The organism is Aminobacter sp. GW821-FHT11F06 (genome assembly GCF_058808215.1).
Genome location: NZ_JBXARL010000010.1, coordinates 103,007 through 129,536, shown reverse-complemented (window position 1 = coordinate 129,536; position 26,530 = coordinate 103,007). Strand labels below are relative to the sequence as shown.

31 protein-coding genes are annotated in these 26,530 nt (G+C 62.3%); 16 read left to right on the top strand and 15 right to left on the bottom strand.

Going from position 1 to position 26,530, the window contains the following annotated elements:
• Positions 1–46 precede the first annotated feature (46 nt).
• The 11 genes from AC1RTB_RS22420 to AC1RTB_RS22370 all read right to left on the bottom strand — a co-directional run bounded on the left by AC1RTB_RS22420 (position 47) and on the right by AC1RTB_RS22370 (position 11,364).
• Positions 47–637, bottom strand: coding sequence for a PadR family transcriptional regulator (locus tag AC1RTB_RS22420; RefSeq protein WP_492881068.1), 591 nt, complete (start codon positions 635–637; stop codon positions 47–49).
• Between the two features lie 187 nt (positions 638–824).
• Positions 825–1,244: a hypothetical protein gene (locus AC1RTB_RS22415; RefSeq protein ID WP_492943840.1), complete on the bottom strand. Its 420-nt coding sequence runs from the start codon at positions 1,242–1,244 to the stop codon at positions 825–827.
• Between the two features lie 184 nt (positions 1,245–1,428).
• Positions 1,429–1,899, bottom strand: a complete 471-nt coding sequence (locus tag AC1RTB_RS22410; RefSeq protein WP_492881066.1) for a hypothetical protein — start codon at positions 1,897–1,899, stop codon at positions 1,429–1,431.
• Between the two features lie 104 nt (positions 1,900–2,003).
• On the bottom strand, positions 2,004–4,034 hold the full coding sequence (locus AC1RTB_RS22405) for a vWA domain-containing protein (RefSeq protein ID WP_492881065.1): 2,031 nt from the start codon (positions 4,032–4,034) through the stop codon (positions 2,004–2,006).
• Between the two features lie 2 nt (positions 4,035–4,036).
• On the bottom strand, positions 4,037–4,597 hold the full coding sequence (locus AC1RTB_RS22400) for an RNA polymerase sigma factor (RefSeq protein ID WP_492881064.1): 561 nt from the start codon (positions 4,595–4,597) through the stop codon (positions 4,037–4,039).
• A 57-nt stretch (positions 4,598–4,654) separates the two neighbouring features.
• Positions 4,655–5,833 (bottom strand): BaiN/RdsA family NAD(P)/FAD-dependent oxidoreductase, encoded by a 1,179-nt coding sequence (locus tag AC1RTB_RS22395; RefSeq protein WP_492881175.1) that lies wholly within the window; start codon positions 5,831–5,833, stop codon positions 4,655–4,657.
• Positions 5,834–5,947: 114 nt separating this feature from the next.
• The gene (locus tag AC1RTB_RS22390; RefSeq protein WP_492881063.1) at positions 5,948–6,688 is read right to left on the bottom strand and encodes a dienelactone hydrolase family protein; all 741 of its coding nucleotides are present in this window, start codon (positions 6,686–6,688) and stop codon (positions 5,948–5,950) included.
• 70 nt (positions 6,689–6,758) lie between these two features.
• Positions 6,759–8,048: a CynX/NimT family MFS transporter gene (locus AC1RTB_RS22385; protein ID WP_492881062.1), complete on the bottom strand. Its 1,290-nt coding sequence runs from the start codon at positions 8,046–8,048 to the stop codon at positions 6,759–6,761.
• Positions 8,045–8,722 (bottom strand): FadR/GntR family transcriptional regulator, encoded by a 678-nt coding sequence (locus AC1RTB_RS22380; RefSeq protein ID WP_492881061.1) that lies wholly within the window; start codon positions 8,720–8,722, stop codon positions 8,045–8,047. The genes AC1RTB_RS22385 and AC1RTB_RS22380 overlap by 4 nt, the downstream gene beginning before the upstream one ends.
• A gap of 132 nt (positions 8,723–8,854) precedes the next feature.
• Complete coding sequence (locus AC1RTB_RS22375; RefSeq protein WP_492881060.1) at positions 8,855–9,547, bottom strand: hypothetical protein; 693 nt, start codon at positions 9,545–9,547, stop codon at positions 8,855–8,857.
• A 242-nt stretch (positions 9,548–9,789) separates the two neighbouring features.
• The gene (locus AC1RTB_RS22370; protein WP_492881059.1) at positions 9,790–11,364 is read right to left on the bottom strand and encodes a trimethylamine methyltransferase family protein; all 1,575 of its coding nucleotides are present in this window, start codon (positions 11,362–11,364) and stop codon (positions 9,790–9,792) included.
• 250 nt (positions 11,365–11,614) lie between these two features.
• Between AC1RTB_RS22370 and AC1RTB_RS22365 the strand changes: the two genes are divergently transcribed.
• Positions 11,615–12,313 carry a corrinoid protein gene (locus tag AC1RTB_RS22365; RefSeq protein WP_476786156.1) on the top strand — a complete coding sequence of 233 codons (699 nt, stop codon included), beginning with the start codon at positions 11,615–11,617 and terminating at the stop codon, positions 12,311–12,313.
• 57 nt (positions 12,314–12,370) lie between these two features.
• Here the strand turns inward: AC1RTB_RS22365 and AC1RTB_RS22360 are convergent, their stop codons facing one another.
• Positions 12,371–12,508, bottom strand: a complete 138-nt coding sequence (locus tag AC1RTB_RS22360) for an entericidin EcnAB (protein WP_492881058.1) — start codon at positions 12,506–12,508, stop codon at positions 12,371–12,373.
• Positions 12,509–12,577: 69 nt separating this feature from the next.
• Here AC1RTB_RS22360 and AC1RTB_RS22355 point away from each other — a divergent pair, with 69 nt between their 5' ends.
• From AC1RTB_RS22355 to AC1RTB_RS22300, 12 genes are all read left to right on the top strand, one after another.
• Positions 12,578–13,225, top strand: a complete 648-nt coding sequence (locus AC1RTB_RS22355) for a DUF1638 domain-containing protein (protein ID WP_492881057.1) — start codon at positions 12,578–12,580, stop codon at positions 13,223–13,225.
• A gap of 37 nt (positions 13,226–13,262) precedes the next feature.
• Entirely contained in the window at positions 13,263–13,838 is a 576-nt protein-coding gene (locus tag AC1RTB_RS22350; protein WP_492881056.1) for a DUF4893 domain-containing protein, read from the top strand.
• Between the two features lie 128 nt (positions 13,839–13,966).
• Positions 13,967–14,626: an exopolysaccharide biosynthesis protein gene (locus AC1RTB_RS22345; protein WP_492881055.1), complete on the top strand. Its 660-nt coding sequence runs from the start codon at positions 13,967–13,969 to the stop codon at positions 14,624–14,626.
• A gap of 5 nt (positions 14,627–14,631) precedes the next feature.
• Positions 14,632–15,399 carry a formyl transferase gene (locus AC1RTB_RS22340; protein WP_492881054.1) on the top strand — a complete coding sequence of 256 codons (768 nt, stop codon included), beginning with the start codon at positions 14,632–14,634 and terminating at the stop codon, positions 15,397–15,399.
• Between the two features lie 136 nt (positions 15,400–15,535).
• Positions 15,536–15,835, top strand: coding sequence for a virulence factor (locus AC1RTB_RS22335; protein WP_492881174.1), 300 nt, complete (start codon positions 15,536–15,538; stop codon positions 15,833–15,835).
• Positions 15,828–16,412: a methylenetetrahydrofolate reductase C-terminal domain-containing protein gene (locus AC1RTB_RS22330; protein ID WP_492881053.1), complete on the top strand. Its 585-nt coding sequence runs from the start codon at positions 15,828–15,830 to the stop codon at positions 16,410–16,412. Before AC1RTB_RS22335 ends, AC1RTB_RS22330 begins: the two co-directional genes overlap by 8 nt.
• Entirely contained in the window at positions 16,409–17,509 is a 1,101-nt protein-coding gene (locus tag AC1RTB_RS22325; protein WP_492881052.1) for a methylenetetrahydrofolate reductase, read from the top strand. The genes AC1RTB_RS22330 and AC1RTB_RS22325 overlap by 4 nt, the downstream gene beginning before the upstream one ends.
• Positions 17,510–17,585: 76 nt before the next feature.
• Complete coding sequence (locus AC1RTB_RS22320) at positions 17,586–18,554, top strand: methyltetrahydrofolate cobalamin methyltransferase (protein WP_492881051.1); 969 nt, start codon at positions 17,586–17,588, stop codon at positions 18,552–18,554.
• A 227-nt stretch (positions 18,555–18,781) separates the two neighbouring features.
• The gene (locus tag AC1RTB_RS22315; protein WP_492881050.1) at positions 18,782–20,860 is read left to right on the top strand and encodes an ASKHA domain-containing protein; all 2,079 of its coding nucleotides are present in this window, start codon (positions 18,782–18,784) and stop codon (positions 20,858–20,860) included.
• Between the two features lie 321 nt (positions 20,861–21,181).
• Positions 21,182–21,364 (top strand): hypothetical protein, encoded by a 183-nt coding sequence (locus AC1RTB_RS22310; RefSeq protein ID WP_492881049.1) that lies wholly within the window; start codon positions 21,182–21,184, stop codon positions 21,362–21,364.
• A gap of 155 nt (positions 21,365–21,519) precedes the next feature.
• On the top strand, positions 21,520–21,822 hold the full coding sequence (locus AC1RTB_RS22305) for a hypothetical protein (RefSeq protein ID WP_492881048.1): 303 nt from the start codon (positions 21,520–21,522) through the stop codon (positions 21,820–21,822).
• 154 nt (positions 21,823–21,976) lie between these two features.
• Entirely contained in the window at positions 21,977–22,159 is a 183-nt protein-coding gene (locus tag AC1RTB_RS22300; RefSeq protein WP_492881047.1) for a hypothetical protein, read from the top strand.
• A gap of 9 nt (positions 22,160–22,168) precedes the next feature.
• Here the strand turns inward: AC1RTB_RS22300 and AC1RTB_RS22295 are convergent, their stop codons facing one another.
• The gene (locus AC1RTB_RS22295) at positions 22,169–23,068 is read right to left on the bottom strand and encodes a LysR substrate-binding domain-containing protein (protein ID WP_492881046.1); all 900 of its coding nucleotides are present in this window, start codon (positions 23,066–23,068) and stop codon (positions 22,169–22,171) included.
• A gap of 226 nt (positions 23,069–23,294) precedes the next feature.
• On the opposite strand from AC1RTB_RS22295, the gene AC1RTB_RS22290 reads away from it, so the two are divergent.
• The 3 genes from AC1RTB_RS22290 (at position 23,295) to AC1RTB_RS22280 (ending at position 25,175) form a co-directional block, all read left to right on the top strand.
• Positions 23,295–23,474 carry a hypothetical protein gene (locus tag AC1RTB_RS22290; protein ID WP_492881045.1) on the top strand — a complete coding sequence of 60 codons (180 nt, stop codon included), beginning with the start codon at positions 23,295–23,297 and terminating at the stop codon, positions 23,472–23,474.
• 327 nt (positions 23,475–23,801) lie between these two features.
• Positions 23,802–23,942, top strand: coding sequence for a hypothetical protein (locus AC1RTB_RS22285; RefSeq protein ID WP_492881044.1), 141 nt, complete (start codon positions 23,802–23,804; stop codon positions 23,940–23,942).
• Between the two features lie 294 nt (positions 23,943–24,236).
• Positions 24,237–25,175, top strand: coding sequence for a GlxA family transcriptional regulator (locus AC1RTB_RS22280; protein WP_492881173.1), 939 nt, complete (start codon positions 24,237–24,239; stop codon positions 25,173–25,175).
• 15 nt (positions 25,176–25,190) lie between these two features.
• Here the strand turns inward: AC1RTB_RS22280 and AC1RTB_RS22275 are convergent, their stop codons facing one another.
• Positions 25,191–25,532: a peptidase inhibitor family I36 protein gene (locus tag AC1RTB_RS22275; protein WP_492881043.1), complete on the bottom strand. Its 342-nt coding sequence runs from the start codon at positions 25,530–25,532 to the stop codon at positions 25,191–25,193.
• 106 nt (positions 25,533–25,638) lie between these two features.
• Positions 25,639–26,481 (bottom strand): DUF1194 domain-containing protein, encoded by an 843-nt coding sequence (locus AC1RTB_RS22270; protein WP_492881042.1) that lies wholly within the window; start codon positions 26,479–26,481, stop codon positions 25,639–25,641.
• Positions 26,482–26,530: the final 49 nt, after the last annotated feature.

Sequence of the window (26,530 nt, the reverse complement as noted above, 5' to 3'; positions counted from 1 at the left end):
CTGAGACAGCAGGAGCTTTTTTTGTTTCAGGCGTTATCAGCCAGGATTACAGGTCTTCGAGGTCGCCTCGCGCTTTCTTGAGGATTTCGCGGGCCTTTTCGGCCTGGGCCGCACTGAGCGAACCGCCGCGCAGGCGGCTGAACAGTGCGAACTTCAAAGCCCTGAACTCTTCGCCGAGCGCCGCGCCGCCGACTTGCGCCGAGGCCTCGTCGATCTGCGCGTTGATCTTTTCGAGCTCAGCCGCATGCTCGGCCAGATAGGCTAGGCCCTGCTCGGTGATCGAATAGAGACGCTTGTTGCCATTGGCGACCGAGGCGACGAGATCCGCCTCCTCCAGCATCTGCAGCATCGGATAGATCGCACCCGGGCTCGGGCTATAGGCGCCCTGGAACTTGGCCTCCAGCGCCTTGATGATGTCATAGCCGTGACGCGGCTCCTCGGCGATCAGGCCAAGCACGACCAGGCGCAGCGCGCCGGGATCGAACATGCGCGGCCCGCGCCCGCCGAATGGTCCGCCACGATGGCGCCCGAACGGGCCGCCCCGGCCGTGATGACCGCCTGCCCTGCTGCTGTCGTCGGACTGGCCCGACATGGCCCAGGCACCACCGCAGCGATGATTGAAATGAGGGGTGAACATGTGAGTACCTCTCCAGGATTGTTGCTTCATGCAGCTATATCTATTCAAAGATATATCTTTTGCAAGATACAACGTAAGAAATTTTTGCCTCGCCTGCTGCCGTGAATGCGAAAAGGCCGGCGAGGTTTCCCGCGCCGGCCTGTCTCGATGGTCATGATAGGGGCAGCCAGGCCGCCCCAAAGCCTGGTTATTCGCTGTTTTCGGCGTAGATCGCGCGGGCCGACCTGAAGTCCATGCCCGAACCTTCCGCTCGCTGTAACATTATCACCACGTCCGATGTGCCAACGTCCGAAAGCAGTTCCAGCGCATGGCTAAACCGCTCATTGTTGAGCGCCGACAAGGCAGTCCGGTGGGCATTTTCGACATCCTTGTCGATCTTGCGCGCTCCACCGGCATCAGTGTCCAAAACTCTGGAGATCGCAAAGAACTGCGCCGGCTTTGTCTGCACATGGACATAGCTGCTGCGCGCAATCGGATCCTGCTGCGTCGCAGCGGTGACAGATGCCTGCAGCGGCCTCGGCTGAATCCCGCCATCCGAAGACGGCATCGACCTGCCATTCGGTCGAACAATCTGACTGAGCCCAGAGCCCAGACCGCCAATAAACATGCACGTCCCCTTACGCATCACCCGCCCCGCCTTAGCCACGAGGTCTTGCCATCTCCTTCCTCAAAAACACTGCATTTGATCGAACTGCCCGATAGTGCGTTCGAAACATTAGGTTTTTCGGAAACGCCAGGCGGACGGCAACCAAAGACAAAAAGCCCTTCGGTGCGCGCCTCGCCGATCGCCGTCAACGAGTGACCTGAGCCGATCTCGCTGGCGTCGACCCAATTTCACCGAGCACGCGGCTGTAGAGCTCTTCCTGTCGCTCAAGCCATTCCCAAGCCTCCGGCCAATTGGCCGGATCGATCGTCCCAATCGGATTTCGGGTCAGGTAACAGAGGTCGTATTCGCCGTTCAGACTGGCGTCGAGTGCAAGTCCCAGCTGAGGCTCCCAGGCAGAAAGCCGGTTGGCGGTGGTGGCATGACCTTCGCCGCGCTGTCCCCGAACGAACAGTCCGACGCTGCGATTGGTCAGGTACAACGAAATGACCAGATCGTCGGATACGTGCCGCCACCGCGAGTAGAGACTGCCATGACGGACGCGCGGGTCGTTGCGGCGGGTGAGATAGCCGTCCCAGAAGACCTTGATCTCACGCGATGACAAAGAGCGAAGCCGGCCATGCGCGATGTCCCATTCGTCCAGCTGCCTGTCTGCCATGGCCTCTCCCTTCGGCGGCACATTTGCAAAGCCGCACGTGCAGACACATACAAAAAGAAAGGCCGACGGAAAGCCCCTTTCCGCCGGCCAGCCACCGCCACTCGCTACTGTTTGCTGTCCTGCAGCGACGATGCCAGCCGCACCAAAGACAGGAATTCGGCGCGATATCCGAACGGATCGCTACCCCGCGCGGCCGTGGCGATCTCGCTGATCCTGTCGAAGCCGAATTTCACGGTCGCGTCCTCGTCGCGCAGCTTCTGGCCGAATGCAGCGACCGCGACCGAAAAGCGCTGGTCGGGACCAGCCGCGTCGAAGCTCGCGACCTCATTCGCCTTGGTCACGGGCGTGGTGATCAGCTTGCTCGTGTCGCCGTCCGGCGCCTTGTAGCGGATCTTGACGAAGGCATATTCGTCGGCGTTCGCCACGCCGCCATTGCCGGCAGTCGCCTCGCCGTAGCGCAGCTTGTCGATCTGCTGGGGTGCGCCCTTGGGCGTGATCTCGTAGATCGCCGTCACCGAATGCCCCGAGCCTATCTCGCCGGCGTCGACCCGGTCGTTGTTGAAATCCTCGCGGTTGAGCGCACGCGTCTCATAGCCGATCAGGCGGTATTCCGAGACTGCTTGCGGATTGAATTCGACCTGGATCTTCACATCCTTGGCGATGGTGAACAGCGTCGAGGAAGCATCCTCGACCAGCACCTTCTCGGCCTCGGCCAGCGTGTCGATATAGGCGGCCGCGCCGTCGCCGTTCTGGGCGATGGTCTGCATCATCTGGTCGTTGAGATTGCCGCGACCAAAGCCGAACACCGACAGGAACACACCAGACTGGCGCTTGTCCTCGATCAGCCGCTTGAGGTCCTCGTCGTCGCTCTGGCCGATGTTGAAATCGCCGTCGGTCGCCAGCATCACCCGGTTGACGCCGTCCTTGACGAAGGATTTCTGCGCCAGCCGATAGGCCTCGCGGATGCCCGCCTCACCCGCCGTCGAACCGCCCGGTGTCAGTGTATCGATCGCCCGCAGGATTTTTGCGCGGTCGGACGCCCTGGTCGGCTCGAGCACGGTGCCGGCATCACCCGCATAGGTGACGATGGAAACAGTATCGTCGGGGCTCAGCTTGTTGACCAGGAGCCGGAATGCCGAGCGCAGCAGCGGCAGCTTGTCCGGCTCGTCCATCGAGCCCGATACATCGATCAGGAAGACGAGATTGGCCTTTGGCTGCTCCGCCGGCTTGACGTCATAACCCTTGATGGCGACGTGCATCAGCTTGGTGTGTTCGTTCCACGGTGTCGGCATGACGCTGACGGTGGTGTTGAACGGCGTCGCGGCAGTTTCAGGCCCCTTCCAGTCATAGGGGAAATAATTGACCATCTCCTCGACCCGCACTGTGTCGGCCTGCGGCAGGACACCCTCCTTCAGCGAGCGGCGAACGAAGGAATAGGACGCCGTGTCGACATCGATCGAGAAGGTCGAGACCGGGTCTTCAAGTGCCGAACGTACGGGATTGGTCTTGAAATCCTCGACGCGGTCGCGGTTTTCAGCCTGCGGCATCGGCATGTCCGATGGCGCGATCTCACCCTGCAGCTGGGTCGTCAGCGTTGGCGCAGCCATGCGGCTCATTTGCGACGCCGCATCCGCCAGCGGCGCCGGTGCAGGCGCTGCCTCGTTCATGACAACCGCTTCTTCGGCAGCCACTTTTGCCTCGGCCCTGGCCGCTTGAGAGGTAGCAGCCAATGGTTTGGCCGACGTAACCTGTACCGTCTCCGCATCGGCCTTCTTCAGCGCAGCGGCCGGCGCTTCTTTCGAGCGCATAGCAGGCGCCTGCGCGATTTCCTGGTCCGCGCCAAAATTGAACGGCGACCCTTCCGTCAGATAAAATGTGGCGTAGCCGGCAATCGGCAGGGCAACGAGCCCGGCAAGAGCCGGTGCTGCGATCAGCTTCTTTTGCATGATGTCTCTCCAGAGCTTTTGTGCTCGCCCTGTGAGACGTTGGCCTTTCGCCGATCCTTGGGTGGCCGCCGGATTTATTTCGAGATCGTAGGCAGCCATCGCCGCAGCCAGTGCGCGCGCCTTGGCATCGGCGCTCGGTGCGGGCACTGGTATATTCCGGAGCATGTCGAGTTCGTTGTCGTCGACCATGGTCACTCTTCCCCGGCCGAACGCATGAGCAGCTTCAGCCGTTTCTTCGCTTCATGGATGTGCCAGGACACGGTGGTCTCGGCGATGGCCATCGCATCGGCCGCCGCCGCGTGGCTCAGCCCCTCGCCATATATGAGCAGCACCGCGTCGCGCTGCTTGTCAGGCAATTGGCGCACCGCGGCCCATAGCCGTTCGGCTGGGTCTTCTGGCGGCAACGGGCCATCTGCCGAAACCAAGGCATGGACGCCATAAGCGGCAGTCTTTGCCGTCTCCCGCGCCGATTTGCGCTGCATATCCCGCGCCGCATTCAACGTCATCGCATAGAGCCAGGTCGTGAAGGCAGAACCGCCGCGATAGTCGCGGATGGCACGGCCAAGCCGCGCGCAGACCTCCTGCGCGATGTCTTCGGCATCCGACCTGTTGCCACACCAGCGCCAGGCGACGCGGTGGACGAATCCGTAGTGTCTTTCGACGAGTTCGCCGAAAGCCGTTCTATCGCCTTCGCGTGCGCGTCCGATCAATTCGCTATCGGAGGCTTCGCTTTCGTCCAGCATCATCGCCATCATTTGTCCGTTGGACGAAAGCTCTTTGGCAATCCTTGGGGTCGTGTGAAAATTTTTCTAGACCGCCTGCCCGGCAGCCCAGCCCGACGACCAGGCCCACTGGAAATTGTAGCCACCCAGCCAGCCGGTGACATCGACGACCTCGCCGATGAAAAACAGGCCGGGGACGGCTTTGGCCTGCATCGTCTTTTGATCCAGCCCCTTGGTGTCGACGCCGCCAAGCGTCACTTCCGCCGTGCGATAACCTTCCGAGCCTGCCGGCTTGATGCGCCAGGCGTTGACCGCCGCATCGACGGTCTTGAGCTGCGCATCGGACAAATCGGCGAGATTGCCGTCAAAGCCGGTGCGCTCGGCGATCGCTTGCGCCAGCTTCTTCGGCAAATGCGTGGCGAGTGCCGTTTGCACCGCCTGCCGTCCATTGGCGTGCTTGGCTTCACGCAGCAGACCGGCGACGTCGGTCCCCGGCAGCATCGAGATCGCGATCTCGTCGCCCTCGCGCCAATAGGACGAAATCTGCAGGATCGACGGGCCGCTGATGCCACGGTGGGTGAACAGCATGGCCTCGGAGAATTTGGTCTTACCGCAAGCGACGTCGGCATCGACCGCGATACCGGAAAGCGGCGCCAGCTTCTGCAAGGTATTGGCATCGAAAGTCAGCGGTACCAGTGCCGGGCGGGTCTCGACCACCGGCAGCCCGAACTGCGCTGCAAGCTCATAGCCAAAGCCGGTCGCGCCCATCTTGGGTATCGACTTGCCGCCGCACGCCACCACCAGCGACGTGCACGCAACCCGGCTGCCGGAGATAAACAGCTCGAACCCGTCAGCGGTCTTGCTGACCTCCTCCACCGTGGTCGACAGGCGCAGTTCAACGCCATTGGCCTGCATCTCCTCGACCATCATGTCGATGATCTGGCGTGCCGAACCATCGCAGAACAGCTGGCCAAGCGTCTTCTCATGATAGGCGATGCCGTAGCGCTCGACGAGCGCGATGAAATTGCGCTGCGTATAGCGGCTCAGCGCCGAGATGCAGAAATGCGGGTTCTCAGAGAGAAAGTTCTTCGGGCTGGCATGAATATTGGTGAAATTGCAGCGCCCGCCGCCGGAAATGCGGATCTTTTCGCCGGGTGCCGCAGCATGATCGATGATCAGCACCGAGCGGCCACGCTTGCCGGCTTCAACCGCGCACATCATGCCCGCGGCACCGGCGCCGATCACCACGACATCAAAGGACTGCATTTCGGAATATTCCCGCTGGATCGCCAGCGCCTTGTTGGCGCGCGAACCCTGTTGGTCGGTCAAAGCTGTTCCCGTGCCTGATAACCGAACCTGTCGGGATGGCAAAGTTGGAAGTTACGCCAGCGTTTCAGCAAAAAACGTCGTCAGCCGCTTCCAGTGGCGTTCGGCGCCTGCCGCGTCGTAGACGCTATGATCGGAAACACACCAGCCATGGCCCATGCCGACGTAGTTTTCGAGGATGTGGTCGACACCGGCTGCGCGTAGACTTTCGGCCAGGAGTGCCGACTGTTCGGGGGGAAAGCTGCCGTCGACGCCAGCCGTGCCGACATAGACACGCGCCTTGAGCTTCGCTGCCTGCCGGTGCGGGCTGTCGGGCGCATCGCTCGCCAGATTGCCACCGTGAAAGCTTGCCGCCGCAACGATGCGGCCGGGATGGGCCGCTGCCGCATTGAGCGCACGGCCGCCGCCCATGCAGTAGCCGACGGTGCCGACGGGGCCGGTGATGCCCTCGGCCTTAAGCGCGTCAAGGAAAGCGCCGGTGTCACGCATGGTCATTTCTTGCGTCGTTGCGCCAATCAGAGCGCGCAGTTCCGCGCGGGTCTTTTCCTCGCCAAAGGCGGTCTTGGCGTCGAATGGTCCGTAAGCGCCGCTGCGATAAAACAGGTCGGGCACCAGAACGGCATAGCCCTCGCCGGCAAGCCGCTCTGCCATCAGGTCGAGTGCCGCGCGTGGCCCGAACGCATCCATGTAGAGGATGACGCCCGAACGTGCCTTGGTCGAGGATCGGAACAGCCCGGCCTTGGCAACGCCGTCAGCAGTCGTGATGGTGATGTCGCGCTTGGTTGCCGTGGTCATGAACTGTCTCCGTTGCAGTTGCGGAGAACATAGTGACTTTACCGCCTGTCGCAACGTCACCGTTGTGAGATCAATCCTGGATCCGGACCGTCCTGGCGCCGACATGCAGCGCGCGCCCTGCGCCCAGGCCCATGACGGTAACGCCAATGCCGAGCGCCACGAACAGGAAGGCGGAGGCCGAAAAGCTGCCAGTCCAGCTGCGGATCAGGCCCACCAAAAGCGGCCCGGTTGCGGCAAGCACATAGCCGACGCCTTGCGCCATGCCCGACAGATGCGCGGCGACATGCGAATCCGGCGAACGCAGCACGATCAGCGTCATCGCAGCCGCGATCAGACCACCCTGCCCGATGCCTTGCAGGATCGCCCAGAACAGCACTGTCGATGTCGGCGCAAACAGGATGCCGAGCAACGCAATCACCGCAGCCGCGGCGAGCGTTACATTGACGCCGCGCTGGTCCTTGCGGCGCACGGCAAAGGACGGCACAGCAAGGCAGGTCACCACCTGCGCCATGACCGACACAGAAACGATGGCGCCCGCGGTGGCGGCATCGAACCCGCGCTCGCGCAGGATCGGCGCCAGCCAGCCGAAGACGCAATAGGCAAGCGCCGACTGCAGCCCCATGAACAACGTCACCTGCCAGGCCAGGCGATCCCGCCACAGGCCGACAACGCGAAAGCCACTGTGGCTTGCCTGCCGCCGACTACCGAGCGCCTGCGGCGTCCAGATCATCAGCACGACCAGCGCCGGCACCGCCCAGGCAGCAAGCGCCCCCGACCACGAGCCGGTGAGCAGATGTTCGATCGGCAGCGTGAGGCCGGCAGCGGCCGCCGAGCCGGCGCACAAGGCCATGGTGTACAGCCCTGTCATCATCGCGGCCTTGTCGGCAAAATCTCGCTTCACCAGTCCCGGCAGCAGCACGTTGCCGATGGCAATGGCCGCACCCGCAAGGAAGGTGGCGACGAACAGCAGCGGAACCGAGCCGAACCAGCGCAGCCCTGTCCCCAGCGCAAGCAAGGCGAGCGCGCCAAGCAGGGTGCGTTCGGCACCGTAGCGTTGGGCCAGTTTCGGCGCGAACGGCGCAAACAGCCCCAGGCACAATACGGGCAACGTCGTCAGCAGGCTCGCGCCTATCGTCGAAAGTCCAGTTTGCTGCATCACCTCGGGCAACAGCACCGACAGGCTGGAAAACAGCGGCCTGAGGTTGAAGGCAATCAGCACGAGGCTTGCACCAAGCACGATCTGGGCAGCACGGCTGCGCAGCACCGGTGGCTGCGGCTTGGGCAGGCTGTCCGCCTCAGCATCGATGAGTTGGTCATCAAGACCGGTGAGTGCCTCTGGCTGACGAAAAGTCTGGTTCATTGAGCAAGCAGTCGTTCGAGTTCGAAAAGCACCGGCGCCATGAAAGCGCGCACGGCCGAGACGGCACCGTCGGGGTCGCTGGCGGCGATGGCGTCGACGATGGCGGCATGGGCCTGATGGGACGGTTCGGGCAGATCGCCACCAAGGGTTGCGTGGATGGTTTCAGTGATGGCAGCGGTGAAGAAGTCGTAGATCTCCATCATCGCCCGGTTGCCGGACGCTGCGACGATCGATTTGTGGAAGGCGATGTCGCGGCGGATGAAAGCCTCGCTGCCGCCATCCGCGACCGTACCGCGCGCAGCGAGCAGTTCACCCATGCGAGCGAGATCGGCCGGCGTGTGTCGCAGGGCAGCAAGGCGTGCCGCTTCGACGTCGAGTGCGGCGCGTGCTTCCCACTGATCGCGCAGGCCGGCGCGCTTGACCCGGTCGAGTGCTGCCGAAGGGTCGACGGCGGAGCGCACATAGGTGCCCGAGCCCTGGCGTGTGTCCAGCAACCCTTGCGAGACAAGCATCCTTACCGCCTCGCGCACAGTGCCACGGCTGACCGACAAGAGATCGCTGAGTGCGGCTTCATTGGGAATGCGCTCGGCCACGGCCCAGCGGCCGCTGACGATTTCGGCGCGCAGGCTATCGGCGGCACTATCGGCAAGATTGGTTCGGATGGCGGGCTGCATTGGCCAATTCATCAAGTCATCAGATGACTTTGGCAATAAGCCCGTGACCGTCTGCCGTCAATGGAACGAATTAGGACAGAGAAACGGCGTGTACGATACCAGTCGCGCGGTGGTGGCCTCGATCCGGTGCGATCAGCCGAGTGCGGCAAAGCTTGCCATGTGAAAGGCCTGCACCTCGGCTGGATAGCGATAGACGGTGCCGAACGGACAAGCGTTGCGGTCGAGACAGCCGCCGGTTCGGCAGGGCCCGCCATGTGCCCCGCGCACATGGCCGAGGCAGTCCTGATAGGCGAAACCGGCGGAAGAATAAGCGTCGACCGGACAGGATTTCAGGCAAGGTTTTCCGTCACATAGATCGCAAAGGTGAATCTGTTCGCGAGGTATCTGAATCGGAATCTCAACATCAAACAACAGCGCCCCACGATAGGCATGCCACAGCCCGTATTCCGGGTGAATGAGAATGCCGAGCGGCGACGGCCTCAGCCCCTCAGCACGCATCGCCCATTGCTGAAACGGCAGATAAGGCTTGTCCGAAGGCGACACGGCGCGAGCTCCGAACTCTGCCGCCACCGCGCCGATGATCTCGCGCGACCATGTATCGAGCGGATTTTTCAGATCGTCCGGCTGGCGCTCGCGCCAGCGCAGGAAATGCGGCCAAGGTGCTGCCCCGGCCTGACCGACCAAAAGGACCGATTTGGCGGGGACGCCAGAGAGACCGGACGGGGCTGGTTCTGAGGCGTCGAAGTTGAACCCGCCACGCGGGATGAGGCCATGGGTGGCCAGGGCCGCAGCGATTTCATCGGTATATTGTTGAGAAGCATGCACTGCCCCTCATCCCCCTGCCGGGACCTTCTCCCCGTATAGTGACGGGGAGAAGGAGAAGCGGAGGCGTCGCGGCCAATCCCCTTCTCCCCGTTCACGGGGAGAAGGTCCCGGCAGGGGGATGAGGGGCGGCGTTACGTTGAAAAACAAGTCAATCACCTCTTGCCCGGATCGGAGAATGCGCTCCGCCAGACTTCCTTGTGAATGATGTTGGCGACTTTAGCCCCGCCTGAATCGGGCTCCTTTCACGTGAAGGCGTCGGGCATCGACGCCTTCTTGGCGGCAATGAAGTCCTTGAGACCGTCATCGATGCCCGGGTCGAGATACGGCGCCTCGTAGCTTTCGAGCCAGCGGCGGGCGAGTTCGTTGGCACGCTGCGGTGCTGTCTTCTGGCCCTCGGCCAGCCATTGCTCGTAGGAATTGTTGTCGGCGATGCTGGAGCGGTAGAATGCCGTCTGGAAATTGGCCTGCGTATGATCGCAGCCGAGATAATGGCTGCCGGGCCCGACCTGGCGGATGGCATCCATCGCCTGGCCGTTTTCCGACAGGTCGACGCCTTCGGAAAACCGCTGCGTCATGCCGAGCTGATCGATGTCCATCATGAATTTTTCGTAGCAGGAGGCGAGACCGCCTTCGAGCCAGCCAGCCGAGTGCAGCACGAAATTGGTGCCGGCGAGAATGGTCGAGTTGAGCGTGTTGGCGCTTTCATAGGCGGCCTGGGCGTCCGGAACCTTGGAGGCGCAGAGCGAACCGCCGGTGCGGAACGGCAGGCCAAGCCGACGCGCCAGCTGGGCGGCACCGTAAGACACCAGCGACGGCTCCGGCGTGCCGAATGTCGGCGCGCCCGACTGCATCGAGATCGACGAGGCGAAGGTGCCAAACAGAACCGGCGCGCCCGGACGGATCAGCTGCGTGAAGGAAGCGCCGGCCAGCACTTCGGCCAGCACCTGGGTCAGCGTGCCGGCAACCGTCACCGGGCTCATCGCGCCGGCAAGGATGAACGGCGTGACGATGCAAGCCTGGTTGTGGCGCGCATAGACCTTGAGCGCGCCCAGCATGGTCTCGTCGAAGACCATCGGCGAGTTGGCGTTGATCAGGCTGGTCAAGACAGTGTTGTTTTCGACGAAATCGTCGCCGAAGACGATCTTGGCCATGGCGATCGTGTCTTCCGCGCGTTCGGGCGCGGTCACCGAGCCCATGAACGGCTTGTCGGAATATTTGATGTGGGAATAGATCATGTCGAGGTGGCGCTTGTTCACCGGCACGTCGACAGGCTCGCACACAGTGCCGCCCGAATGGTGGATCGACGGCGCCATATAGGCGAGCTTCACGAAATTGCGGAAATCCTCGATCGTCGCGTAACGGCGATTGCCGTCGAGGTCGCGCACGAAGGGCGGACCATAAACCGGGGCAAAGACGGTGGCGTTGCCGCCGATCTGCACCGAGCGCTCGGAGTTGCGGGCGTGTTGGGTGTAGATGGAAGGTGCGGTCTTGAGCAGCGAGCGGCACAGGCCCTTGGGGAAGTGCACTCGCTCGCCCTTGACGTCGCAGCCGGCCTCTTTCCACAGCTGCAGTGCTTCGGCGTCGTCGCGAAACTCGATGCCGATCTCCTCGAGCACCGTGTCGGCGTTCTTCTCGATGATCGCCAGCCCCTCTTCGTTGAGGACCTCATAAACGTTGATCTGGCGCTTGATGTAGGTGAGCTGGGTGCCGGGCCCGCCACCCGAACGCGCCGCGCGCCGCGCTGCGGCTCCGCCGCTTGCACCACGCCCGCGCCGCGCGTTCGACGCTTCCTGATCGGTCACGAGGTTTTCTGTCATCGCCGTCATCCCTGAAACACGTTTGGCCGCATGTCGCAGCACCTCGTCGGATCGTAATCATGCACCCTAGGCGAAACGGCTTGCCAGCGCCAACGCCTGTCGCAAAATCGACAAGCAGGTCGGCAAGTTATCAGTCGCTTTCGTTTTGCAGGAGGTCGCAAATCAGCTATGGATTTGGAGCACTTGCAAGCTAGGTATAGCGCAGTAGCCGCACGCTGAATTTCGGCGCTGCATGAGGGAGCCTCCAAAGATGTCCGACGACGAAATCATCCTGTCCGAGCTTTCCGACGACGAACTCGTGCAGCAGATGCACGACGACCTTTATGACGGGCTCAAGGAAGAGATCGAGGAAGGCACCAACATCCTGCTCGAGCGCGGCTGGGTGCCTTACAAGGTGCTGACCGAGGCGCTGGTCGAGGGCATGCGCATCGTCGGCGAGGATTTCCGCGACGGCATCCTGTTCGTTCCCGAGGTGCTGCTTTCCGCCAACGCCATGAAGGCCGGCATGTTCATCCTGCGCCCGCTGCTCGCCGCCACCGGCGCGCCCAAGCAGGGCAAGATGGTGATCGGCACTGTCAAGGGCGACATCCATGACATCGGCAAGAACCTCGTCGGCATGATGATGGAAGGTGCCGGCTTCGACGTCATCGACCTTGGCATCAACAATCCCGTCGAAAAATACCTGGCGGCGATCGAGGAACACCAGCCCGACATCATCGGCATGTCGGCGCTTCTGACGACGACCATGCCCTACATGAAGGTTGTCATCGACACGATGAAGGAAAAGGGCATCCGCGACGACTTTGTCGTGCTCGTCGGCGGCGCCCCGCTCAACGAGGAATTCGGCAAGGCCGTGGGTGCCGACGCTTACTGCCGCGATGCGGCGGTGGCTGTCGAGACGGCCAAGGATTACATGAAGCGCAAGCACAATCTGCGCGCCTCAGCCTGAACAGAAAAAGCCGTGCCTCGCAGCACGGCTTTTTTTGTCGGAGCCTATGGATCTGGCTTATCGCCGAACCGTCTCTTCAACGGCGTGGGCCGTGCCTTTGACATCCCTGCCGACGCCACGAACGGTATTGGCACAGGCCGAAAGTGCAAGCACGCAGGCGATAGCGGCGATTGGTGCAAGGCGTGACAGTTTCATGGACGACGTCTCCCTCATGATGTTTGCAATATTTGCCCATCAGGAACGAAAACCGGCTAAACTGGTTCCATGACCGCGCAGCAAAAGCAAAAACACAGTCCAAGCGAGAAATTGCTGGTCATCGGCTGTGGCATGATTGCGCGCGAAGTACTGGCGGTAAAGCAACAGCTGGGGCTTGATCACCTCGAACTGACCTGCTTGCCGGCTGACTTCCATTTCCATCCCGATCGCATCGCGCCCGCCATGGACAAGGCGATCACCGAAGCAAAGGCGCAAGGTTACCGGCACATCTATGTCGGCTACGCCGATTGCGGCACCGGCGGCTTGCTCGACCGCGTTTGCGAAAAACACGGTGTCGAGCGTATGGCCGGGCCGCACTGCTTTGCCTTTTACCAGGGCGCTGCTGCTTATGCTGAAGTCAGCGACGCCGACATGATGTCGTTTTACATGACCGACTTCCTGTGCCGTCAGTTCGAAGCCTTCTTCATCAAGCCACTCGGCCTCGACCGGCATCCGGAACTTGTGACCGACTATTTCGGCAACTACGAAAAGCTGATCTATCTCGCCCAGACAAACGATCCTGCCTTGGACAAGGTGGCGGAAGATGCGGCTAAGATGCTCGGCCTCGTCTACGAGCGCCGCGCCACCGGCTATGGCGACCTGCCCCAGGCTCTTGCCAATGCCACCGCCGCTGCGGCAGATCATCCAAGCGCCTGAGTCCTCTTCCGAGATTCGGGCGGTTGGGGAGATCATCATGGCTTTTCGCAAACTGATGCTTGCTGCGGTTTTCACTGTATCAGCAGGTTTCGCCCATGCCGACGGCGTGGTGCAGAAACTGATGACGCCAGCCGACAAGGCGCGCCTCGAAAAATACGAGACCACGCGCAAGGAAGCACTGCAGGCGGCCAAGGCGGGTGCCGCAGCCGATGTCGCCACACTTGACCAGATGCTCGCCAAGCCGCTGCTTTCCGTGCCTGACTTCAACATGGCCGGCAACTGGCAGTGCCGCACCATCAAGGCCGGCGGTATCAGCGACCTCGTCGTCTACGGCTGGTTCAAGTGCAAGGTCTCCGACGACGGTTCGGGTTGGCAGCTGGAAAAGCTGACCGGCTCCCAGCGCACCAAGGGCCGTTTCTACGACGATAGCGAAAAACGTTCGATCTATCTCGGCTCCGGCTTCATCGCCGGTAGCAAGCCGAAAACCTATGGCAGCGGCCCCGAAACCGACCAGATCGGCTACACCTTCCGTACCGGCCCCGCGGAATGGCGTATCGAATTTCCAGCACCCAAATACGAATCCAAGCTGGACATCATCGAATTCCGCCGCTGAGATTGCATTCGGCACCAAGCGACATCACATTCGGACCTTCCGGGGTCATCAAGGATTAACCTGGCCGTCGCACACTGCGATGGGGTCAGGCGCGTATGAAGACGCGCCGCAAGTGGGCTAAAGGCTGGATGCAAAGGCAAGACAACGAACCCGACGCGAGCAAGATCGACGCAGCGCCGCAGCGTCGGCGTGGCAGGCGCCTTTCGGCAATATTCGCCCAGCTCGCCCGTGACGCCAAAGGCAGTATCTCCATCGGCGACATCCGCGACACGCTGGGCAAGCGCAGCTTCGCGCCGCTGCTCGTGCTGTTTGCCGCTTTCAACATGCTGCCGCTGCCCCCAGGTGCTTCGGCCGTGCTTGGCCTGCCTCTCTTGATCGTGGCAGCACAGATGGCCTTCGGCAGCAATCGCGCCTGGCTGCCCAGTTTCATCACGCAGCGCTCGCTTTCAGCCGAGCAGTTCCGCACCGTCACCGACTGGGTCATCCCCCGGCTCATCCGTCTCGAAGAAGTGGTGCGGCCACGCTACTGGCCGTTCTGGCGCAAACGCGGCGACCGGGTGATCGGCATCATCGCACTCATCTTGTCGGTCTCGATCACGCTGCCGATCCCGTTCGGCAACTGGCTGCCGGCCTTCGCAACGGCTTTGCTGGGTTTGGCGTTGTCTGAACGCGACGGCATCCTCTTTGCTGTGGGCAGTGTCGTCGGCATGGCCTCGCTAGCTGTCGTTGGCATTGTCGTGGGCGGTGCTGGTTTTGCCACACACGCCTTCCTCGCCTGGCTGGGGTAGACTGGATGGAGCGCAGTCCGATCGTCTTCGTCACCGAGGGCGGCGAACATATCTGGGCCATCATCAACAGCCTGACCGATCGCTTCGGGCCGATATCGGTCGTTCTCGAAACACCCTATTCCAAACGCCAATTGCTGATGCACCGCGCCAAAAAGCTCGGCTGGGTCTCCGTCGCCGGCCAATTGGGCACCATGGTGCTGATCCGCCTCACAAAGCGCTTCATGCATGGCAGTGTCGAACGCCTCATTGCCGAGGAAAAGCTGGAAACCAGACCGCGTACCGGCCAGGAAATCGTTTCGGTTTCTTCGGCAAATGGCCCTGAACTCGTCGAGACAGTCCGCAAGCTTGAGCCGGCCGTGGTGTTTCTCGCCAGCTGCCGGCTCTTGTCAGCCAAAACGCTCGCCGCCGTCCCCTGCCCGGTCATCAACTATCATTCCGGCATCAATCCGAAATATCGCGGCATGAACGGCGGTTACTGGGCGCTTGCAACAGGCGACCGCGCGAATTTCGGCTCGACGGTGCATCTGGTCGATACCGGCGTCGACACCGGATCGGTGCTGTATCAGTCCAGGGGCAAACCCGGCAAAGGCGACACCATCGCCAGCTACGCCATGCGCCAGGCCGCGTTTTCGCGCGACATTTGCGCCAGGGCCATCGAAGACGCGCTCGCCGGTCGGCTGACGCCGGTCGACACCGGACTGCCCTCCCGGCAATGGTACCATCCGACCATCTGGCAGTACCTTTGGACAGGCATCCGTCGCGGCGTCTGGTAGGCCCCGACACCACTATCCCACATCTATCTTTTGCGACACCACGCCGCGTCGCTTTTGAATGCGCGCGCGTCGTCCCATAACAAGCAGCATCCGCATGGTTGCGGCAAAGCTCAACGTGACTGAAAGCGAGACCGAAATGGCCGACCTGATCATCGTCTACTGGCGCGACATCCCTGCACAGGTCATCGTCAAGAAGGGCCGGCAGAACGCCAAGCGTGAATTGCCGCTGCGTTTCACCGAAGCGATCGACATGTGCGCCATGCGAACAGGCGCCGGCGACACCGACGCCTATCTGGCGGATTGGCGCAAGGCCGAGCCGGTTCCGGTCAGCGACGACCTTGAAGCCGAGGCCGACAAGGCGATGGCCGAGATCGATACGAACTTCACACGCGAGCGGCTGGTCGCTCTCGTCAAGGCAGGCGGCAAGGATGGATGATACCCAGCCGACGGTAACCCAGGCGACTTTGGTCAAGAAGGCCGCGCCCAAAAGCGACTACAAGCCAGCCGACGTGTCGCCGCAACGCCGTGTCCAGCGCAGCTATACCGTGCGGCTATGGTCGATACGTCATTCGCGCCTGCTCGAATGGTTCTACAGCAGGTTCGCCGACATCTTCCTGCTGCTGCACCCGCTGTGGAAGAAGATCGGCTATGGCCGCGTCGAGGCCCCAATCAAGTTTGTCGAAAAACGCGTCAAGGGCCTGATGTTCGACTGCCGCATGTGCGGCCAGTGCGTGCTGTCGTCCACCGGCATGTCGTGTCCGATGAACTGCCCCAAGCAGCTGCGCAACGGCCCATGCGGCGGTGTGCGCGCCAATGGCAATTGCGAGGTCGAGCCGGATATGCCCTGCGTCTGGGTCAAGGCCTGGGAAGGCTCGCGCAACATGGTCAAGGGCGACGCCATCCTCAACGTCCAGAAGCCGGTCGACCAGTCGCTGCGCGAAACCTCGGCCTGGCTCCGGGTGACGGCGCAAGCGGCAGCCACACGCGAAACCTCAGCCAAGGAAGTCGCATGACCCCGCCGCGCCCGCGCCAGCCCGACGAACATCCTGATGGCATCGACCTGCCGCTCGATCGCCTGCCCGGCCATTCGTCGCGCGGTCGCCTGGAGCGCGTGCTGCGTCGAGGCGAATTCGCCGTCACCACCGAGCTGAACCCGCCCGACAGCGCCGATCCGGAAGACGTCTACAACCGCGCCAAGATCTTCGACGGCTGGGTCGATGGCATCAATGCTGTCGACGCCTCGGGCGCCAACTGCCACATGTCGTCCGTCGGCATCTGTGCTCTGCTCACCCGCATGGGTTATGCGCCGATCATGCAGATCGCCTGTCGCGACAAGAACCGCATCGCCATCCAGGGCGACGTGCTCGGTGCCGCCGCCATGGGTGTCGCCAACATCCTTTGCCTCACCGGCGACGGTGTGCAGGCTGGCGACCAGCCCGGCGCGAAGCCGGTGTTCGACCTCGACTCGATGTCGTTGCTCGAAACCATCCGCATCATGCGCGACAATGGAAAATTCCTGTCCGGCCGCAAACTGACCACGCCGCCACAGCTTTTCCTTGGTGCCGCGGTCAATCCTTTTGCTCCGCCCTATGACTTCAGGCCCGTCCATATGGGCAAGAAGATCGCCGCCGGCGCGCAGTTCATCCAGAGCCAGTACTGCTTCGACGTGCCGATGTTCCGCACCTTCATGAGCCGCGTGCGCGATCTCGGCTACGACGAAAAATGCTTCATCCTGGTCGGTGTCGGACCGCTGGCTTCGGCCAAGACCGCCAAATGGATCCGCGCCAACGTGCCGGGCATCCACATCCCGGACTCGATCATCGCGCGCCTGGAAGGCGCCCAGGATCAGAAGAAGGAAGGCAAGCAGCTCTGCATCGACATCATCAACGAGGTCAAGGAGATTGCCGGCGTATCGGGCGTCCATGTGATGGCCTACCGGCAGGAGGAATATGTCGCCGAAATCGTCGATGAATCGGGCGTGCTGAAAGGCCGCCGGCCATGGAAGCGCGAGGCCCGTGCCGACGACCAGCGTGTCGCCGAGCGGCTTGAGCACATTTTGCATGACGACGTCACCGAATCGCAGGTCGACATGGTGAAGACCGCGCACTGACAGCCAGGCGCGGCCGCCGCGCTTGAACGAAACCAGACAACGATATAAAGAAATCTTTATATCCTACGGAGGATTCATGACCCGCACCATCGTCGCCTCGGCGACCCGCGAAATCGTCATCGGTTTCGACCAGCCTTTCTGCGTCATCGGCGAGCGCATCAATCCGACCGGCCGCAAGAAGCTGGCCGCCGAGATGATCGCCGGCAATTTCGAGACGGTCATCCGCGACGCGCTGGAGCAGGCTGCCTGCGGCGCCACCATGCTCGACATCAATGCCGGCGTCACCTCGGTCAACCCGAACGAGACCGAGCCGGGCCTTTTGGTGCAGACGCTGGAGATCGTGCAGGGCCTTGTCGATCTGCCGCTCGCCATCGACAGCTCGGTGTCGGCTGCGATCGAGGCCGCACTGAAAGTCGCCAAGGGCCGCCCGCTGGTCAATTCCGTCACCGGCGAGGAAGAAAAGCTCGAGGCCATCCTGCCGTTGATCAAGAAATACAACGTGCCGGTCGTTGCCATCTCCAATGACGAGACCGGCATTTCGATGGACCCGGACGTCCGCTTCGCCGTCGCCAAGAAGATCGTCGAGCGCTGCGCCGATTTCGGCATTCCCGCTCATGACGTCGTCGTCGACCCGCTGGTGATGCCGATCGGCGCACTCGGCGACGCCGGCCGCCAGGTCTTTGCGCTGCTGCGCCGCTTGCGCGAGGAACTCAAGGTCAACACCACCTGCGGGTTGTCCAACATCTCTTTCGGCTTGCCCCACCGCCACGGCATCAATGCCGGCTTCATTCCGATGGTCATCGGCGCTGGCATGACCTCGGCGATCATGAACCCTGTGCGCCCGCAGGAAATGGAAGCGGTCCGCGCCGCCAACGTGCTCAACGGCACCGACGCCAACTGCACCAACTGGATCAAGACCTACAAGGACTACAAGCCTTCAGAGGGCGGCCACGCCGTGGCGGCTCCGGTCGCGGTCAACGCGCCTGGAGATGGCAATGGCGGTCGCCGCCGTGGTGGCCGAGAAGCCCGTATGTCGAGGGGATGATCGGATAAGATTGTGCCTTATGTTGCCCCCCTCTTTCCTGCCGGACATCTCCCCCTCAAGGGGGGAGATCAGCCGGCCGCCATGCCGTCGCTTCTCCTGAAGCGTCGGCGACTGAAGCGGGGCATCTGCGAAGTCCAATCTCCCCCCTTGAGGGGGAGATGTCCGGCAGGAAAGAGGGGGGCGCCGTCGAGCACTGGCGCCGAATGTATTTCGGAAAGCAGCATGCCATGAACTCTCCCGCCAACATCACCGATCCGCTGGTCCTGTTCATGCCGTCGGGCAAGCGCGGGCGGTTTCCGGTGGGAACACCTGTGCTCGATGCGGCGCGCCATCTCGGCGTCTATGTCGAAAGCGTGTGCGGCGGACGCGCCACCTGCGGGCGCTGCCAGATCGAGGTGCAGGAAGGCAATTTCGCCAAGCACAAGATCGTCTCGTCCAACGACCACATCTCGCCCAAAGGGGCCAAGGAAGAGCGCTATGAGCGCGTGCGCGGCCTGCCCGAGGGGCGCCGCCTTTCCTGTTCGGCGACCATCCAGGGCGATCTCGTCATCGACGTGCCTCAGGACACGGTGATCAACGCCCAGACCATTCGCAAGGCTGCCACCGACCGCGTTATCGAGCGCAACGCCGCAGTGCAGCTCTGCTATGTCGAGGTCGACGAGCCTGACATGCACAAGCCGCTCGGCGATCTGGACCGCCTCAAGGTGATGCTGGAAAAGGACTGGGGCTGGAAGGACCTGCTGATCGCCCCGCATCTCATCCCACAGGTGCAGGGTATCCTGCGCAAGGGCAATTGGGGCGTCACCGCCGCCATCCACCGCGACATGGATTCCTCGCGCCCCTTCATCATCGGGCTCTATCCCGGGCTGAAGAACGAGGCCTACGGCATCGCTTGCGACATCGGCTCGACTACGATCGCCATGCATCTGGTGTCGCTGCTATCGGGCCGCATTGCCGCGTCCTCGGGAACGTCGAACCCGCAGATCCGCTTTGGCGAGGATCTGATGAGCCGTGTGTCCTACGTCATGATGAACCCCGATGGCCGCGAGGCGATGACCAAGGCCGTGCGTGAGGCCGTCAACGGGCTCATTGGCAAGGTCTGCGAAGAGGGCCAGGCCAACCGGGAAGACATCTTCGACTGCGTCTTTGTCGCCAACCCGATCATGCACCATCTGTTCCTCGGCATCGACCCGACCGAACTTGGCCAGGCACCGTTCGCGCTTGCCGTATCCGGCGCGCTACAATTCTGGGCGCATGAGATCGGCATCGAGGTCAGTCGCGGCGCGCGTCTCTACACGCTGCCCTGCATCGCCGGCCATGTCGGCGCCGATGCAGCAGGCGCCACGCTGTCCGAGGGACCCTATCGCCAGGACAAGATGATGCTGCTTGTCGATGTCGGCACCAATGCCGAGATCATTTTGGGCAACAAGAACCGGGTCGTCGCCGCGTCCTCGCCCACCGGCCCGGCCTTCGAAGGTGCTGAAATCTCCTCGGGCCAGCGCGCGGCACCGGGGGCCATCGAGCGCGTGCGTATCGATCCCGAAACGCTGGAGCCGAAATACCGGGTCATCGGCACCGACAAATGGTCCGATGAAGACGGTTTCGACGAAGCCTCCTGGACCACCGGCGTCACCGGCATTTGCGGCTCGGCCATCATCGAGGTCGTGGCCGAGATGTATCTCTCCGGCATCATCACCGAAGACGGTGTCATCGACGGTGCGCTGATGGAGAAGAGCCCGCGCATTATCCAGAACGGCCGCACCTTCTCTTATCTGCTGCGCGAAGGCCGCCAGGGCGAGCCGCGCATCACGGTCACCCAAAACGACGTGCGCGCCATCCAGCTTGCCAAGGCAGCCCTTTATGCCGGCGTGAAGCTCCTGATGGAAAAGCAGGGCGTGGAAACTGTCGATACCATCCGCTTCGCCGGCGCCTTCGGTTCGTTCATCGATCCGAAATACGCGATGGTGCTCGGCCTGATCCCCGATTGCGATCTCGACGAGGTCAAGGCGGTCGGCAATGCTGCCGGCACCGGCGCACTGATGGCACTGCTCAACCGCAACCACCGCCGCGAGATCGAAAAGGAAGTCGGCCGGATCGAAAAGATCGAGACGGCACTCGAACCGCATTTCCAGCAGCTGTTTATCGACGCCATGGCGCTGCCCAACAAGGTCGACCCGTTCCCGAAACTGTCGGCAGCGGTCAAGCTGCCGCCGCGCAAGGCAACCAGCGGTGATGGTGATCCCGCCGACGGCTCCCCTCGCCGCCGTTCGCGCGAGGAACGCGCCGCGCGCCGCTCCCGCGACTAACCCGGACCATTGCAGAACTGACGCTTCGGCGAGGCATTCCGTGCCTCGCCGAAGCGCTTTTGTGTTACAATGCCCGTATCGGGTGTGTTTCCGTTACGCAACCATTTCGCCGCGAATCGCGACTCAAGCGAAATCGATACGAAACAATCCCGAACTAGTTTCCGCTTGTCAGCCGTCGCTGGAGGTTCGCCTCCGCATCGGCAGCCGTGCATGACCTCGAAAATCAGGACAGATTTTTGGACAGGATCAAGCACCGATTCAAAGCACCACAAGGCCCGTCCCAAGGGACACGCGGCGCTGTGGGACGAACAGGAGACGACAATGTCGATCATCAGCACGATTGGCCGCTATGGTGCGGCTATCCAGAAGGCGCGCCGCGCGTCACGGTCGGAACGCATGCTCAACAGGCTGCCGCCCGAGATCCAGAAGGACATTGGCTGGCCGGCGCCGGACCACGGAAGGAGACATCAGATGATCTCAACCCTCATGACGCCTGACCGCTGACTGCAGCGAATGTTTCAAGATCGCACGCCATCTGAAACAGAAAGACGCTTAAGCGATATCAAACTGAAACAGAAACGAGCGTAAACTTTTGCCTGGCCGGCGGCGCATCCAGTCTCGCGTGGCGCTGCCGGCCCGTTACTCCTGAGGAGACGACCATGTCCATCATTGGAGAGTTTCACCAGTTCGGTGCCGTGCTGCGGCATGCCTGCCGCGACAGCCGCATCGAAAAAATGATGAATGGCTTGCCGCACGAGCTGCAGGTCGAACTCGGCTGGATCGACGGACCTGCTTCGCATGAGACGGGCACCTCAGGTCAACTCCACAAATATGGCCGCGTGGCGCTGCTGATCAACAAGCTGCCCCTCGATATCCAGATCGAACTCGGCTGGCCGGTCGGTCCATTGGCTCCGGCAACAAACGTGATCGAGTTCGCCAGGCAGAAAGCGCATTGCGCATGACCTTCGCCGAAAAGGTCCGCCTTTTGAGCTTTCGCCGACGCAGCGCCGGCCGGTCGGCCGCGACCGACCGGCGCATGCGTGCGACCCTGATGTGGGCGCCGCGCGCTGACTGAACCCACAAACCCAAGGCACCCCGCAACTGACGGAGGGCCAGATGCCTCTCTTCGACGATCTTGGCCGCATCGGCGCCCGCTACAAGCAGGCGCGACGCGCCCGCCAGACCGCCCGCATCCTCAATGCGCTGCCACCGGAGATCCAGCGCGACCTCGACTGGAACCCGCCGCCATCGCTGATGGCCAAGGCCTACCGCGCGATGGTCATTTCGGTGCGGCGCTAGCGCGGAACCTCAAAACTTGCCGGTCAGGTTGAACGTCTCGAAGGCCGCACGAATGTGTTCGGCAGCGGCCTTGACTGGCGCACTGGCCTCAGGCGCTACGATCATCGCCAGGCTGTAATTGCCGATCTCGGGCATACCGTCCTTGGTGCCGAGTTCGACCAGTTCCTCGCCGATAAATGACCTCGGCAAGGGGGCTACCGCAAGATCGGACAGGATCGCGGCGCGCTGGCCGGCCGTGTGCGCGCTCATATAGGCGACGCGGTAGTTGCGGCCGTCGCGGCCGAGTGCTTCGAGCGCTCCTGCCCGCCAGGCGCAGCCCTCTTCCCAGATCGAGACCGGCAACGGCTCGCGCATATGGGCGCATCCGCCCCTCGCACCCGCCCACACGATCGGTTCGGTCAACAGCACCTCGGCCCCGGCGGCATTGGCCTTGCAGGCGTTGGTGAGCAGCGTGATGTCGAGCGCGCGGTCGTCCATGCGACGCCTGAGATTGCTGCTCTGGTCGATGATCACGTCGACGGCGATCGACGGGTGCGTCTGGGCAAAACGCTTGAGCACATGGGGCAATACGCGTTCGCCAAAATCGTCGGGCGAACCGAGCCGGACCACGCCGATAATGTCGGGAATGATGAATTTCGACACCGCCTCGCGATTGATGGCGAGCAAACGGCGGGCATAGCCAAGCAACATCTCGCCGTCAGTGGTCAGCGTCACCGAGCGCGCGTCGCGCAAGAACACCGAGCGACCCAGAATGTCCTCGAGCTTCTTGATCTGCATCGACACCGCGGAGGGCGTGCGGAACACCGCATTGGCCGCAGTGGTGAAGCTGCCGGTTTCGGCAATCGCCACAAAGGTGCGCAGCACGTCGAGATCGAGCAGCGGCAGCGGATGATTGAGTGGCGCGTTCATGACCGCAGTCCTTCAATTTTTCTGATCGAACACATCATTTCATTTCGATTGATTGAACCTCATCCATGGGAGATAGTCAACATCATCGAAGCAGCGGCCATAGGCCCGCATCGAAGGTGCCCGGAAGCAGAAGCGCGAGATTGCGCGAGAGGGTCAAAACAGCGGTGCCACCGGGCGAGCACCTCAAGCCGGCCTTGAACCGGCCCAGCAGGAAAAGGAAGCCGCAATGTCCATTCTTTCATCGATCGGGCGCATCGCCAACCAGTTCAACGCCGCCCGCACCCGCTTTTATGCCGAACGCTCGATCAGCTCGCTGCCGCTTGAACTGCAAAAGGACATCGGCTGGCCCGAGGCCTTTGATTCCAAGACCGGCTATCGCCGCGGCCATGCTGGCGAAGCTATCTGAAGGTGATTGAGACGAATACGGGACCTGCCGCACGCGCCAGCTATGGCAGGTCCCTCGCCTCCCCACCCATGCGACAGTTGGACGTCAATTCGCACATGAATACATGGCGCACGCGCCAAAAGCCAACGGTCTGTAATGATTGAATATTTGGCTGCCAGCCGCACAATGGCTGAAGCCCGCTATAAGCCGTGTCGTTTTTAAGGTGCACCACTTCGTATTTGCAGCATGCCGGGCCTCGGCCACGCACTATATGCGCATCATCAAACGAGCTGCCCCACTCCAGAACGCGAAGGCACCCCGTGTAACCTCGATGCATGGAGACGTGTCATGAAGATTTTCGCCCGCTTGTTCGGTATTCGCCGCAATACCTCGCTGTCGACCGCGATGGAGCGCCAGCGCCTCGCCAAGACGATGCCCGGCCAGACCGCCGCCATGGCCGCCAACCGGCTCGGCATGCTCGTCGGCTGAAGTCCGCCGCTACCGCTGAACCGAACTCGACCGCCCCGCCGGTACAAGGCCGGGGCGGCGGCTTGCCTTTGGGCTAAAACTCCGCTCCCAAAATGGCCGCCGCAAATGGTCATGTCGCAGATTTAATTTTAGCGACAGCTGCAACCCCATTGACAGCAACGGAATTTGCTGTTGACGCTATGCTATTCGCGACATCGAGTTCGCGTCGTTTCCGGCCAGCGCGAGGGTTCCTTGAACGCCATCAGACATCCGATCAAACGATCGCTTGTGTTCTTCCTTGTCCCCGATTTCACCATGGTTGCCTTTGCGACCGCTCTCGACCCGCTACGCATCGCCAATCGCATGCTCGGCTACGAGGCCTATAAATGGCGCCTCGCCAGCATCGATGGCAAGCCAGTGCGCGCCTCCAACAGCGTCGAATGCGCCGTCAACACCTCGCTTGAAGACGAACGCAAGAAGATGGCGGGGCCGGAACGACCCTCGATGGTCATTGTCTGCACCGGCATCAATGTCGAGACCTACGCCAACAAGTCGGTCTTCGCCTGGCTGCGCGAGGAATATAATCGCGGCGTCGCCGTCGGCGGCCTGTGCACCGGCGCCTATGTCCTGGCCAATGCCGGCCTGCTGTCCAACAAGCGCTGCGCCATCCATTGGGAAAACCTGCCCGGCTTCTCCGAAGCCTTCCCCAAGGCCAATGTCTATGCCGACCTCTTCGAGGTCGACCAGAATATCTACACCTGCGCCGGCGGCACGGCGGCACTCGACATGATGCTGAAGTTGATCGGCGACGATTTCGACGACAATCTCGTCAACCGTATCTGCGAACAGGTGCTGACCGACCGCGTCCGCAGCCCGACCGACCGCCAGCGCCTGCCGTTGCGCGCGCGCCTCGGCGTGCAGAACTCCAAGGTGCTCACTATCATCGAACTGATGGAGGCAAACCTGTCGGAGCCGCTGTCGCTGATCGAGATCGCCGATCATGTCGGCCTGTCGCGCCGGCAGATCGAGCGCCTGTTCCGCACCGAGATGGGACGATCCCCTGCCCGCTATTATCTCGAGATCAGGCTCGACCGCGCCCGCCACCTGCTGATCCAGTCGTCGATGCCGGTGGTCGAGGTGGCGGTGGCCTGCGGTTTCGTCTCGGCCTCGCATTTTTCCAAATGCTACCGCGAGCTTTATGCCCGCTCGCCGCAGCAGGAGCGCATCGACCGCAAGCAGCTTATCGCTGCTTGAGGTCGGGCATCGCATTCACTGGTCGTCGCAATAGCACTCGGCGGACGAGATCTGGTCGTTCCAGTCGCCAAGGGCACGAATGTTGCGATGAAGCTCCTGCGAGTCGCCCTGCATTTGGGTGTGTTCATAGACCGTCAACGTGCAGCCGCGCGCGACGCGGACTGACGAAACCCGGTCGTTCCAGAACTGGCCGCCGCGAAAGCTGACTGCCTGGTCCGAACGCATCGGCAGGACGCGGCCTTGATAGGAATTGTGCTCGTACATCTCGCAGGCAACGTCGTCGTCATAATACTGGGCGCTGGCGCTGCCGATCATCAGCGCCGACGCGAAGGCGGCGATAGCTGCAACACGTTTCATGATTCTCACTTCCCTCTCAGGCTGCGTCCCCGAAGGCGTAGTGATGCGATCCCCGTGGCCAAAATTTGGCATCCGGCCGGATCGCAGAGAGTGAATTGCGCCAGCTCTACCGGCTGTCCCACAGCCAGGATCGATCGCGCCACAACTTCTCGCCGGCCAGGCAGTCGTATTTCGGTCGCGCCTGGGCAAGCACGATAGGCGGATGGGCAGCCTCTTCGGCCGCCCACTGGCGTGAAGCCGGGCCGGCAAGTTCCATCACCAGCTTGCGCCGGATCGCTTCGGGGAACTGCGACCACTCGTTGACCGGAATCATGAAAGCGCCCGGCCCGCCAATGACGCAATCGGCATAATAGCGGTCGAGATCCTCGACGTCGTAAGCATTGCCGAAGCCGCCATTGGTCATGAGCGGCAAGCCATTGATAACAATGCCTTGCGCGACCGCCGCGTCGCGGATGATATCGACCGGCGGCCCCTGGTTGTTTGGTCCATCGCCGGAAATGTCGATCACCCGCTTCGTGCCGCGAAAGGTGCTTTCGGCAAACAGGTCGCTGCCAAATTCGATCGCGCTGGAGATCGACGTGCGCCGCGCGCTGTTGGGCGGCTTGGCCGAGAGCTGGCTTACGACCCGTTCGGCATCGGCCCGGTTGGCAATCACCGTCCAGGGCACCACCACGATCTGCGAAGTCGTCCCGGCCCACTCGACATAGGTGACGGCGATCTTGCCATAGGCACCTTCGGCGATGGCTTCCAGCACGCGCTCATGGGTAAGTGCGGCGGCATAGCCGTGGCGCTGGATTTCGAGTTCGTCGGGCGACATGGACAGCGAGACGTCGACCGCAAGCACCAGTTCGACATCGACTTGTTCGGCTGCACCGGATTGAGGCACCAGCCCAAAGCCCAGCGCCAGCGCGGCGCTGCCTGCAAGAAGAGCTTTGGCCACGGCAGACATTTTGGAAGGGTAAGCGAGAAACGTCCGCTTCAAAAGAATGACCCGGCCA